We start from the raw sequence: 12,030 nt of genomic DNA on the forward strand, positions 1-12,030 counted from the left end.
TCTGTTCATTTGGGTAGAGTGGTCGTCGAGGGTAAAAATTAAACAGGGGGGAAGGCGGGCGGGGCGAAAATAGACTGTTGTTTTTGAGGCTTAAAGAGTGAGTAGAGTGAGTCGCTTAAAAGGTAACCTTGTTACTGCATCATATACTGTTCGTTTGTATTGCCTTTTTTTATTATAAATGGGCAGGTGGATAATCGAAGTTCACCGAATCGTCTCTCTACCGGTGTTTGGGGAAATTTGATTTCTTCAAAGGCTTTTCTTAAACGATAAATATGAGTATTTAAGTGGCTGGTATCAATGCCCAGTTCTGAAGTAAGCACTTCATTGGCTATCCAGCCATGTTCAGAATCTGGAATGCATCGGGCTTCATCCAAAAGGCGTTGTCTTGCTAGTATCAGCAATATGTGGTGATGCGCTTTATAGCCGAAGTCAATAAGGGTGTCATCGTGATGCTGTATGGAAACTTGTACATTTTCTTCGTTCAGGCTCACCGAAAAATACAGGGTGTAACGATGAATGGAAGAGAGCCCATTAATGGCATGAGTCACGGTATCTTGAATGGTGTCATTGGGGAAAAAAACCCAACTTTCCTTATTTAAAGTAATGTTATCATGGCTGTACAGTTTTTTTACTGTTTTATCATGCTCTAACACCCATTCAAAATTGTGGCGATAAATCAATAACTCTGGGTGATTTTCATTCGGCAGTATATTATTCGAGGTTAATTGAATAAAGTGATTCTTGCTCTGGTTGATCAAAAAAGGTTGCGGAGGCTCCGTAGAAATCACGATGAATGACTCACCTCCTTTTTTTGAAAAAGTAAGAGTGTCGTCTTTATTGAGTGAAACTCTTTTGGCTTCTACTTTTTTGTTATTGACATAGGTGCCGTTTTTACTGTGGTCAATAAGTACCCAGGTATTGCCAATATACTCAATAATACAATGGTTTCTTGAGCATAAGGAATCGCTTAATCCTGTATCGCAGTTATTGACATCACGTCCAAAAGAGTGGGTAGAGCGCAACTGAATGAGCGCTTCTGTTTTTGAATTCATAAGAATGCCCATGATGTTAACTCTCCGAACGGTCTCTTTGGCTAGCGTTTATCGTACGGCATTCTGACGCTGAATTCGTCCATGATTGTTGTCAGCTCGTTAATAATGCCGCCAATACTTTTATGATGCTCTTTTGCATTATTTGAAGGGGTGTTGGTGCTTATGTCAAGCTTCAAAAAGTATTGTTTAAGTTCTGAGGTTAGGTATTGAAGTTGTTTTTGGTGAGACTGAAACAACTCTAAGCACTGTTGTTGTTGCGCATGTTTTTCAGCAATACTTTCTTTTTCTTGTTTGATATGAGTGAGAGAAAAATGGTGTTCCTGAAGGGTAAGTGTTAATTCTGAAATCTGTATTTGCTTTTTTTCGAGATCAATGTTTTTTTTGTCTAAGGTTGTTTGTAATTGCTGATGAGTCTGATTGAGTTGGTCTAGCTGAGTTGCTAATGTACGGTTGCTTTCAGTAATCGAAGTAATTTGCTGGTAATTTTTTTCATTTTGCCATTGCAAATTTTTTATATTTTGATCTAGCTGTGAGCATAGTTTATCGTGCTGCGATTGCAGTTGTTTGATTTGTTGTTGGTGTAGAGACTCTTGAGCCTCACTCTTCTCTTCTAACGTTTGATGCTGGCAACGTAACAAAGAAAGCTCAGAGTTCAATTGGGCGTTGTGGTTGGATTGTTCCTCGAGCTGCTGTGCCAATTGCGTGTGTTCTGCGTCTAATCGGCGTACTTGCTCTTCTTTTTGAGAAATTTGTTTTTCTTTTTCAGAAAGATCGTTTTTAAGGTCGCTAATGTCTGCGATTGATTGAGCGTGTTTTGTTTTGAGTGTGTGCAGTTCGGCTTCAAGAGCAGCGGAGTGTTCTTGCAATCGGTGCTGTTCAGAACGATAGTGCTCTTTTTCTTGATTAAGTTGTGATTGCAACGATTGCAAAGAAGCTTCAAACGGCGCTTCTGCCAGTTGCCTTAGGGTTCCGGCAATGGTTTTGCATTGATCCACCAAACTTTGTGTTAGTGCATCCTCTTCTGCGCTATCCATAAGCAGCCCTGCTTTGCGTAGTCGATCAAGAGCACCGTCATAAGTCGCTGCGGCACCCTGATTGCCAAAGGCATGACGGATTTTGTAACCTGTCACTTCTTCTGCGGCAATACCTTGAGAGAGCATAATTTTTTTGGCAGCGGCAAGAATTTGAGTATCCGATTTGTCTGCGGTGCGTGCCATAATAATTCAACCTGTTATCAATATATTCTTTAATTGCCTATTTATATCGTATTTCTATTGTTTGTGCAGCATTGAACTGAATTGGTGTCTATCTCTCTATGGTTTAACACTGAAAGTATGGTTTGAGATTGAAAAATAATTTTGTATGAAAAGTGCCCAGTTTGGTTGGCTTTCTCGATAGTGTATTGAACTGCGTTGTAGCAAATAAAAAAAATGGCGCGATTTTCTTCAATGAGAAAAAAGTTCTGAAAAAATTCGGTAAGATCCGGTTGCGTTTTAATACTGCAGTGACGCATAAGTGAACTGATTTAATCTAAAAGGAATTCAACAATGCAAAAATATTTACAATCTTCCCTTTCTTTGTGTATTGCACTTTCTTTTTCGGCGGCTTCAACTCTCGCTCTTGCCACTCCTTCAATGGATATCGATGCAGATCATGATGGTCTGATTGATATCTCGACCCTTGAACAACTTGATTGGGTTCGCAATAACCCCAATGGAACGTCCCTTATTGATCATGACGGAAATGTATTGACGACTGGCTGCCCAGAAACCGGTTGTTTCGGTTATGAATTAGTCAATGATATTGATTTTGATACAAACGGAGACGGCGTTTTAAATAATCAAGATTGGGTATTTGATTATGAGGGTAATGGTAGTCAACAGGGCTGGAAACCCATTCCGTTATTGTCGAGCACATTTGAAGGCAATGGCTACTCGATTGATAATATTTTTATTAGCAGACCAGATGAGAATGGTGTCGGTCTCATCACTTTGCTGACCAATGGTGAGGCCAATAAAAGCATTGCTGTGCAAAACCTCACTTTATCTCTGTCTTCCTTTGGCATCAGTGGCGGTAGTCGAGTCGGCGGTGTCGCTGGTACCGTCTCTGTATTAGAAGATGGCGAAGTGATGCTTGCGGATGTCAAAGTCGAGGGTTCTATTGAGGGCCAATATGATGTGGGTGGATTGATTGGTCGAGTGTCTAATGAATACGCTGATGAGCAACGTGCGTTAGGCCTAGTGGAGCTGCGTTTACACAGAAATGCCTATAGAGGTTCTATTAAAGCGATCGAGTATGTCGGTGGCCTCGTCGGAGGTATGCGCGACAAGGGAGGATTAAGTGGCTATGGTGTGGATTTCACGAAAAATGCCGTTTCAGTCAGCATTGATGCGGTAGAAAATATCGGAGGTCTTCTGGGGTATTCGAGAACGTATCTCGCTCAAGATATGATATTCACTAATAATTATGGCGATGTGAATATTTCAGCCATTGATGTCGCAGGTGGCTTGTACGGGTATATAGAAAATATCGGCGGGGGGCGCTGGGAAGTTAAAAAGGATACCGTCGTCGGTGTTATTCAGGGGCACGATACGATCGGTGGGCTCATTGCTCATGGCCATTCCCAATTGGGAACAGAGGCCTTGTTTGAAGATGTTAAAGTCGATGCTTTCGTTTTTGCACTGTCTATAGCGGGTGGATTGGCTGCAAATTTATCCGCCTATGAAACCGGTAATATCGTGGTTCGTGATTCTTACGCACAAGGGAATGTGGGTGCTGAGGCCATCGCTGGTGGATTAATTGGCAGATTGTCGAACGAAGGATACTGGGGAACGAATGTCCTTGTTGACGGTTCTTTTGCTGCGGCTCGTGTATCCGGTGATTTAATGATTGGGGGCTTGATCGGGTTGATTCCTGATGCTGGAAGCAATGAACCAGAGCCTTCTGTGACCATTCGAAATTCTTTTTCAATGGGATCAGTCGTAGGTTCAGATCAAGGGTTTGAAAGCGCAGGTGGGTTAATAGGCAAGTTTGAATCTCCACTGTATTTCCCCTCGGAGGGCATTGTCGAGAATAGCTATTCAGTGAGCAAAATGGAATTGGGCGAATTACCGACTTACAGTACCGTGGGAAGTTTTGCTGGAGAAATTCCGGCTAGTGTCATAAATCGAGACCGTAATTACGTTGCTGCAGATGTTAATTCCATTTCCAGTGTTGGTTCAGCATCAGGGGCGTCTTCATCTCTGATTTCTTCGGCGTTGTTGTCTGAGATGGCTTGCCCAGAGTTACCGAATAATACCTCATGCAGCAGTGAAACCTTATTTAAGGGTTGGAACCGCTTTATTTGGAATTTTGGTGATAGCACTCAATTACCCGGTTTGAAAATTCGCGGTAAAATTTTCCGTCCTGATTTGGTGACCGGGGAGTTGTCTGTAGAATATTAAGCCTTATTGAATTGTCTCAATAACAATTTAATAACAGCTCAACAATAAAAAGGAGCACTTTGTGTGCTCCTTTTTATTGTGCTGATTTTTTTGTGCTGACTTTTTTGTGTTGATTTTACCTCTGTTCTAACTATTTACCCTGCTGCTGTCATGGTGGGCCATAACCAAAGTCTTTTATGATGGCGTAGGCTTTCGCTGTTTTAAGGAAATGTAAAAAAGCCATGGCTGCTGCATTGTTTTTGCCATGATTTAACAATACGGCGTTTTGTTTTATCGATGAATGAAAGGTTTCGGGTATCAACCAGTAGGTGCTTTTGTCTTGGTTCGACTTCACTTGTGATAGTGCGATAAAACCCATTGTGGCATTTCCCGTATTCACAAATTGATACGCTTGAGCGACGTTTTCACCCAATACCCAGAGAGGGCGGGTTTGGTCTTTTAATGAGAGGTGGTGCAAGACCTCCATTGCCGCGTTGCCATAAGGAGCAAGTTTAGGGTTGGCGAGTGCGATTTTGGTATAGGGGGTTTGTGTAAGAAGAGTGTGTTTTGTAATGGGGGGCGTGTGTTGGGGTGCCCACAAGGCTAGCCTGCCGACGGCATAGGTAAATTGGGAAGTGGATAGGGCCAATTTATCTTGGATCAGTGCCGCCGGTTTCTCGGTATCGGCTGATAGAAATACATCAAACGGAGCGCCGTGGCGAATTTGAGCGTAAAATTTTCCTGATGAACCCGTGCTTACAGTAACGGTGTGGTTGAAGTGCTGTTCAAATTCTTCAACGAGTGCTTTTATGGGTGCAGAGAAATTGGCGGCCACCGCGATTCTGGTCTGTTCAGCAAAACTGAATGAGCTGAAAAGCACAGTGAGTAAGCCGCTTATCCAAAGGCAACAATAAGAAGTTGTTTGGGTGCGTCTTTTTTTCTTTTTAGTCAACATGTTATTGTGGGTTAGGCTCTTGTTAGTTTCCCAGTGTTTTGAGTACTTGCCCATAGTGCCAAAATTCCCAATTATCTGGCAAATCATCCGCACTGGTGCTATCCGCAATAATACCCTTGCGATGTTGGGGCCAACTCATCACGGCAAAACCAGTGTAGCCAAGAAAGGTCGTAAACAGTTGAGGGGGCTCTAATTGCTGACTGAGGGCAGTGATGAGGGGGTGCCAATTGGGTGGCAGTAGTGAATAGACATCTGACCAGTTGAGCGGAAGCGACTCTGTGGGAGTATCGCTGGTTTGTTTTTTTATTTTATCCGTTGTTTGTTGTTCAGCAGTGGGAGTACTGTTGATCAGATCAGTGTTATTTTCGAGCGCGTCGATGGATGGTGTGACTTGAAGAGGGGGGGTAGATTGAACCAAGGTTTTAGCCTGTGCCTTTAACGCGTGAAATCGACGTCGATGTAATTCTATATTCTCTTGCTCTGGTAATGATATGGCCACAGACGTAGTGTGCTGAGCACAGGGTAGACAGGTATTTTTCGATACATTCAGTGTGCTGGCTAATTCGTCATTGATGATGGTGGGCAATGGATGAGGTTGAGGCGTTGAGCGCTGACGACTTTCATCGTCGACATTGGTTTCCCAACCACATCGATGGCACAGAGTTGTTTTATTGGTGGGTTCGGGTGAGGCCGCTTTGTGGGTGAGTGATCGTATTGTACTTTCAGATTGCCAATATTGTATTTTTTCGTCTAAATGCGTTTGAGGGAAGTAATATTGAGAGAATGCCGAAACATGTTGTTCAAAGGGGCGAGTTTGTTGCCAGTGTTGGTATTCTTCCGTTGATTTTGCAAATGGCGCATCCGCATGAGATTTATTTAAACAAAATTCACACAGTCGTAATGGCTCAGAAGTCCAGGGGCATTGGAGTTTTTGTAAATTTGTGCCAATCCACACGGTCTGTGAGCTTTCTTCAAGGGCGCCGCAGCAAGCCGATAAATGCACACGATGATAAAACTCTTTCCGTAATGCCAAGTCATCACACTCTTTAACATACACGCCAAAAACCATGACAGGAATTTGTCGGTAAAGCCAGCCTGCCGGGGTTGGCGTTAAATCTTTTATGCATACCTCCATACCCGTAGCTAACGTTGCTTCCAGCGATGAAGAAGAGCTCGGCAACGGTGATTCTATCGTTGATTCTTTTTGAGAAGGCGTTGTGGTGGCTAATGTTGTCGGTGTCGGTGTCGGTGTCGGTATGGTGAATAGTGTGTCTTGAATATTCGAGCGAGAAAGAGAATTGGTGACTTTAACCAGCTCATCAAAATGCGATGCCCACTTTGGCATTAAAATGACTCCTCCAAAATACTGTGGATTTTGGTTTCGGAATTGGTAATTACACGAAAGGCGACACGTTTAGATTGTTCGCTGTTTTCACTGCCGTCGTCATTGAGAATTAAGCGAGATGAGGAATACCCCACAGCGGCAATATTGTGCATCATCCATTGATGGTGATTGTCCATGGCCGAAAGCGAGTAAACAAACTTGAGCACAGAGCGGGCGCGTTCTTGGGATAAACGTAAATTATTAAAATAACTGTCCCCTACGTTGTCGCTCGTGCCCCATTGAGAGTTCGTGTGGCCTTCAATTCGCAAGGCTTCTATGGAATCGGTATAGGGCGACAGTACTTTCATATAGCGGGGGAAAAATTCAGTAAAGACGTCTTGGTAAGCGGTGCTTAATTGGGCTTTGCCGGTTTCAAACATGGTATCGGATTGATTAAATGCAATGGTGAGGGTCTCGCGATCAATAAAGGCGCCCCAACGAGGGAGGTCATGACCAAATTCTTCTGTGAGCGATTCGTAAATTGCCAATTGGTTTTCTTTGTATGACATGGCAATGGTGCGAATTTTTTCACGCTCAACCATCACTGAGCGCATCATCGCAACTGAAATACACAAAAACACCATCATAAGCGCCGCCATTAAATCCGCTACGCTCACCCAGCTTGATTCTTCGCCAGAATCGCTAATGGCGTTTGCGGAAGTCAGTGTCGGCTTGGTTGTGGTAGAGAATAATTGTGGGGGTGAAAAACCAGACATTAACTTAACTCTCGTGTGCGTTCCATAACGCGTTGCATTTGATCCACCAATTGTTGATAGTCCCGTGTAAATTGCCCTGAAATAGTCGCTAATGCTTGGCCCATGGTGCCCATGACTTCATCAATTTCACGCTCCATACGTCGTTCAATTAAGGCATACTGTTTTGTGATTACGCCTTCTGATTCATTCAGGCTACGACGAATAATATGGGATAGTGAATCGGTCATTTCCTGATGCGTTTGTGCTTGAGCAATGGCCAACTCTTGCATGCTATTTCGATGGGTGGTGGTGGTTTCGGCAACCAGAGACTGTATGAAGTCGGCGTCTAGGCTCGACATTTTTTCAAACGCGCCGGAAATAGCCGTAATTTGTGCGCCCAATAAATCACTTTGTTGATGTATGGCGACTAGGGCTTGTTTCATATCGCCGGTCATAATGTCTTGAACAATATCGATACCGCTGACGAAGTGATCAATACGTTCACCCAATTCAGGCATGACTTTACTGACTTCTTGGCTGAGTGTTTGGTAATTAGAAAGTTGGGTATTCACGGTCTCAATTTGTGTTTTTGCTTGGTCAATCAGCGCTTGGCTGCTTTCCATAAACTGAGGTAGCCCTTCTAATTTTGTGTGAATGGTTTGTAAGTCTTTGGCTACCTGTACCATACCGACGACGGCGGCATCGCAGTGTTCAGACCAATAAGCAATACGATCTTCATGGCGTTTGTACTCTTCAGTAAGGGTATGAACCATGGCATCAAATTCGCTGAAGTTTTTGCCAAACTGAGTCATGTTTTCGCCAAATTGAAGCTCAATGCGTTGGTTAAAATTTTCAACGACCTGATGCATTTCAGACACAATGGTCTCACTGGCTTTAACGGAAAGTCGCTCTAAAAAAGTCGCCAACGTATCATTGTGTAACCGTTGACCGACTTCTAGTGTGTGCTGAATCTGTTCAAGAGAGTGTTGTAATTCATGAAACCCAACCGATTGATTCGATGCTTTATGAGGGAACACTCGCAGCATAATATTTAATACAATGGCTAAACCAATACCCACTACACTGGTGATAAAAGCGGTTTTTAACCCTTCGAGTAATTGAGCAATGCTCTGATCAATATCGTTTAAAGAAAAGTCAAATAGACCAATAATGATGCCAGTAAAGGTTCCTAAAATGCCTAAGGAGGTCATCAGGCTTGGGGCATGACTGACAAACCCTCGGGCCACACTAATCAGCCGACAGAGTATGGTGATCAAGGCGATGGCCAACATTACATATAGAAACGCGTCAGTAACCTTATCTGGGCTGAGGCTGAGAAAAAACAAGCGAAGATGTTCAGACATAATTAAAGACCGTTAAGAGTTGAATGTGGCGACGAACTTAAGAAAAAAGAGACAGTGATAAAACGTGCAGTGATAAAAGGAGCGTAATTACTGTGTTTATCGTGAGCGGGTAGATTGATTACTGACTTACGCATTGCAATACAAACTCCTGATAGGACTCTCCTGTTACCAGGCGACCGAAGTGATGTGCATGTAATTTATACTTGGGCAATAGCCTCATTAATTCAGCGGTAGATTGGATATCCCTCGGGTGATTTCCTGTCACATCGCCTTTAATAGTAACTTCACCATTATTTTGCATTTCAAAAATAGCCGGAGTGTTGGGTCGGCCCTTTCCTTTAAACATGACAAAGTGCAATAACGTGCCAGTTTGAAGCATGGGCAATAAAGCACTGTTGAGCTGTTGTACTTGAGTTTGCGTACAAAAATTCAGAAAATCCCAGAGGAGAATGGCATCAAAAGTGGTGCCATTGGTGAATCGTAACATCGCTTCACTGAGGTGATTTTTTGTGGAGGGGGCATCGTTAGCATGGTCAGGTGCTATTTTTTTTTGCCAAGACATGGAGGCAAATAAATCTTCCATGAATAATTCTTTGGCGTGCCTAACAGTGGCATCACGATTTTGTGCGGCCTTACGACCACAATCGAGTAAGCGTGCGTTGTCGGGTAGTTGTTTAAACAGTTTGACGATACCTGGAAATTGTGCGCGATCACGGAGTGCTTGATCCGTAAAATACGTGCTGACGCTTCCGCTCAGGCTGCCATGGAGCCTTTGTTTACTGGTAGTGCTTTCATATTCTAATAAATGTTCCGTCACGTTTTTATCCATACCATCACGTTGCATCAAGGTATTGCATAAGCTAAATCTGTGCATACGCTTTAATAGAGTAACGGTGGAGTGACCTTTCGCTTTAATGCGGGGGTAGCTCGTATCGTCTACATATTCGAAACAAAAATCGTCCAGTAATTTAAATCGACGCGGGTGTTCAGGGAGTTGGCCTGTGTAACGCATGGTGTGTAAAACCGTACCGGCCTTCAAGTGTGGTGCCAAGCAGTGAATGAGGTGTTCGATTACATCGAGTTCAAGAAAATTTAAAATATCCCAGCACAGTACAACGTCAAACTTGAGGTTGCTCGGTTTGGGAATGAGGTGTTCGCTCAGTGCCGCAATCGGGTCTTCACCCTCTTTTAATTCGGCTAAATATTCGATTAGGTCTTCCACATGGCACTGACATTTTTGCTTGAGAAAGGCCTGTGTTGTGCCAAAAGACAACGCGCCCAGGTCGAGAATTCGAAACCCTGGCTTCATCATGTCGGAGACTAATTTTGCAAGACCAAATGAACGGTGATACATCGTTAACCACATTAATTGGGGAGAAATACCGACTCCGTTAAAAGCGGAGTCGATAGAGAAGTGACTGTCTGAGTGGTTATTCAGCCATCACATTAATTTTTTTCATTGTCTGGGGTGGTTTTATCCGCTGTTTTCTTTGCATCGGATTTAGCTAAGGCGGCATCAAACCCCATTTTTTTGTTATCCGTCATGGCATTGTTGGATGTCGGCAGGTGAGGGTGAACCAGCTTTTCTTTAAATTCAGTATGACGTTCACGCATTTCCTCATCCGAATCGACCATGTCCATGGAGCCACGGAATTTACCGCCATCGTCTAGCTGAATACGAGGAGCAATAAGGTTGCCTTTTACGACGGCGCTGTTGCGTATTTCAATGATCTCATCGGCAAGGACATCACCGGTTAATTTACCGTTGATGACGATGTTTTGTGCGTGAATGTTGGCGTTAATTTCACCTTCTTGGCCAATGGATAAGTTTTGACCTTCCATAATAACGGTACCCTCTACGGTACCTTCAATGTGGAGATCTTCGGTGCCAATTAATTCACCGCGAAACTTTATGTTTTTACCAATCACGGAATGTTCTTTCACAATGGAGGCTTCGATTTTTTCTGCGAAAGGGCGCTCTTGAGCTTTTGCCGAATGATCTGTCATGCCGGATAAGAAGGGTTTTGCATCGCCCGCTGATTCTGGTTTGGGGTCCAGTGGATTCGCCATAATCGTTTAAAAACCTTTAGTTGAATAAAAAGAGAAAGCGCATTTTTATAATGTTTGCTTGCAAACTTCTAGAGTTGAGTGGCTCGTGAAGTTCTAACTTTGTCTATGTGTGATATGAATCACAATCGTTTAACAAGAAAAATTTTTTTGAATATTGATGATCGCAGTAATTGTGACAATAAAATTACAGTTTGATTTTAAATAATGATATTGGCGCCATTTTTTATTTTTCGAGTTCATCTCATGATTATGTTGGTGAGTGCCTTAACCACCCATTACACCACTCTGCAATTAAAGGATTTTGCTGTATGAGCCCGTTTTTTATTTTAAAAAAGCTATTTTTTCTGATTGAGATAATCCGCCAGAATAAACCGGAATATCTCTTTAATGACCGTTAAAACACCTGCTCCAAAAGGGGTAATAAAAAATAAAAAAACCTCGACGCTGCCCATGGTTTGATAAAAGCTATTTTTAAACGACTCCCAATCTTGGGTAATAATACCTACCAGAATGATGGTTAGCGCTAATAAACTTAATAAGACATACGTCACTCCTGCCGTCATTAAAATACGAATAATAATTTGCCCGGCATGGGCTTGGCGATAACGGTTGTTGGGGTTATCCAATAATGGGGTAGTGTATTTTTCTGCATTCTTCATAGTCATACCTCCCGGTAGGGCGATAACAAAAAACAATTAATGAATCTCTCCTTGAAGGGTGGTGGATGTTTGATCTTTATAATTCCAATGCTGTTCAAATATACAGTATTGGGTGAAAGGGTCAATCATGGTTTTTCATTAGTGGCAAAATTGACGTGTTTCTTAAGGTGTTGATTTGTCGAGCTATTTTGAATGCCTTTTGTCAGCGAAACCAATCTTGGTTTTTAAATGACCAGGCATTGCTATGCTTGGGTTGCCGTGGGTGTAAGTATTTGCATACTGAGTGGGTAATATAGATTGGGTAATACCGAGTGGCTAAGGCAATGCGCATCACTCTTGGGGGTTATGCATTCCCTTTCAACTATGGATACAATGTTTAAGCATGAAGTGTCTAAGCATGAAGTGTCGAAGCATGAGTTGCTCGCTCGA

10 protein-coding genes are annotated in these 12,030 nt (G+C 42.9%); 1 reads left to right on the top strand and 9 read right to left on the bottom strand.

Features of this window, described 5'->3' with window-relative positions; all coding sequences use genetic code 11:
• Nucleotides 1-131: 131 nt before the first annotated feature.
• On the bottom strand, nt 132-1,052 hold the full coding sequence (locus LU351_RS16270; RefSeq protein WP_232595145.1) for an FHA domain-containing protein: 921 nt from the start codon (nt 1,050-1,052) through the stop codon (nt 132-134).
• A 41-nt stretch (nt 1,053-1,093) separates the two neighbouring features.
• Complete coding sequence (locus LU351_RS16275; RefSeq protein ID WP_232595146.1) at nt 1,094-2,269, bottom strand: coiled-coil domain-containing protein; 1,176 nt, start codon at nt 2,267-2,269, stop codon at nt 1,094-1,096.
• Nucleotides 2,270-2,599: 330 nt separating this feature from the next.
• Here LU351_RS16275 and LU351_RS16280 point away from each other — a divergent pair, with 330 nt between their 5' ends.
• Nucleotides 2,600-4,495 (top strand): hypothetical protein, encoded by a 1,896-nt coding sequence (locus tag LU351_RS16280; protein ID WP_232595147.1) that lies wholly within the window; start codon nt 2,600-2,602, stop codon nt 4,493-4,495.
• A 148-nt stretch (nt 4,496-4,643) separates the two neighbouring features.
• On the opposite strand, the gene modA is transcribed toward LU351_RS16280, so the two are convergent.
• The 7 genes from modA to LU351_RS16315 all read right to left on the bottom strand — a co-directional run bounded on the left by modA (nt 4,644) and on the right by LU351_RS16315 (nt 11,601).
• Nucleotides 4,644-5,354, bottom strand: a complete 711-nt coding sequence (gene modA, locus LU351_RS16285) for a molybdate ABC transporter substrate-binding protein (RefSeq protein WP_232595148.1) — start codon at nt 5,352-5,354, stop codon at nt 4,644-4,646.
• A gap of 97 nt (nt 5,355-5,451) precedes the next feature.
• The gene (locus tag LU351_RS16290; RefSeq protein ID WP_232595149.1) at nt 5,452-6,774 is read right to left on the bottom strand and encodes a hypothetical protein; all 1,323 of its coding nucleotides are present in this window, start codon (nt 6,772-6,774) and stop codon (nt 5,452-5,454) included.
• Nucleotides 6,774-7,529: an OmpA/MotB family protein gene (locus LU351_RS16295; RefSeq protein WP_232595150.1), complete on the bottom strand. Its 756-nt coding sequence runs from the start codon at nt 7,527-7,529 to the stop codon at nt 6,774-6,776. Before LU351_RS16295 ends, LU351_RS16290 begins: the two co-directional genes overlap by 1 nt.
• A complete protein-coding gene (locus LU351_RS16300) occupies nt 7,529-8,872 on the bottom strand; it encodes a MotA/TolQ/ExbB proton channel family protein (RefSeq protein ID WP_232595151.1) in 1,344 nt (447 codons plus the stop codon). The genes LU351_RS16295 and LU351_RS16300 overlap by 1 nt, the downstream gene beginning before the upstream one ends.
• A 118-nt stretch (nt 8,873-8,990) precedes the next feature.
• On the bottom strand, nt 8,991-10,226 hold the full coding sequence (locus tag LU351_RS16305) for a class I SAM-dependent methyltransferase (protein ID WP_232595152.1): 1,236 nt from the start codon (nt 10,224-10,226) through the stop codon (nt 8,991-8,993).
• A gap of 92 nt (nt 10,227-10,318) precedes the next feature.
• The gene (locus LU351_RS16310; RefSeq protein WP_232595153.1) at nt 10,319-10,942 is read right to left on the bottom strand and encodes a bactofilin family protein; all 624 of its coding nucleotides are present in this window, start codon (nt 10,940-10,942) and stop codon (nt 10,319-10,321) included.
• 335 nt (nt 10,943-11,277) lie between these two features.
• Nucleotides 11,278-11,601, bottom strand: coding sequence for a hypothetical protein (locus LU351_RS16315; protein WP_232595154.1), 324 nt, complete (start codon nt 11,599-11,601; stop codon nt 11,278-11,280).
• Nucleotides 11,602-12,030: the final 429 nt, after the last annotated feature.

The sequence above is a fragment of the Marinibactrum halimedae genome, assembly GCF_021234875.1.
GTDB lineage: Bacteria > Pseudomonadota > Gammaproteobacteria > Pseudomonadales > Cellvibrionaceae > Marinibactrum > Marinibactrum halimedae.

What these genes read in the sequence shown, in the direction of transcription:
- LU351_RS16305 (WP_232595152.1), bottom strand. Translation starts at nt 10,226, where the DNA reads ATGTATCACCGTTCATTTGGTCTTGCAAAATTAGTCTCCGACATGATG.
- LU351_RS16295 (WP_232595150.1), bottom strand. Translation starts at nt 7,529, where the DNA reads ATGTCTGGTTTTTCACCCCCACAATTATTCTCTACCACAACCAAGCCG.
- LU351_RS16280 (WP_232595147.1), top strand. Translation starts at nt 2,600, where the DNA reads ATGCAAAAATATTTACAATCTTCCCTTTCTTTGTGTATTGCACTTTCT.
- LU351_RS16315 (WP_232595154.1), bottom strand. Translation starts at nt 11,601, where the DNA reads ATGAAGAATGCAGAAAAATACACTACCCCATTATTGGATAACCCCAAC.
- LU351_RS16275 (WP_232595146.1), bottom strand. Translation starts at nt 2,269, where the DNA reads ATGGCACGCACCGCAGACAAATCGGATACTCAAATTCTTGCCGCTGCC.
- LU351_RS16300 (WP_232595151.1), bottom strand. Translation starts at nt 8,872, where the DNA reads ATGTCTGAACATCTTCGCTTGTTTTTTCTCAGCCTCAGCCCAGATAAG.
- LU351_RS16310 (WP_232595153.1), bottom strand. Translation starts at nt 10,942, where the DNA reads ATGGCGAATCCACTGGACCCCAAACCAGAATCAGCGGGCGATGCAAAA.
- LU351_RS16270 (WP_232595145.1), bottom strand. Translation starts at nt 1,052, where the DNA reads ATGAATTCAAAAACAGAAGCGCTCATTCAGTTGCGCTCTACCCACTCT.
- LU351_RS16290 (WP_232595149.1), bottom strand. Translation starts at nt 6,774, where the DNA reads ATGCCAAAGTGGGCATCGCATTTTGATGAGCTGGTTAAAGTCACCAAT.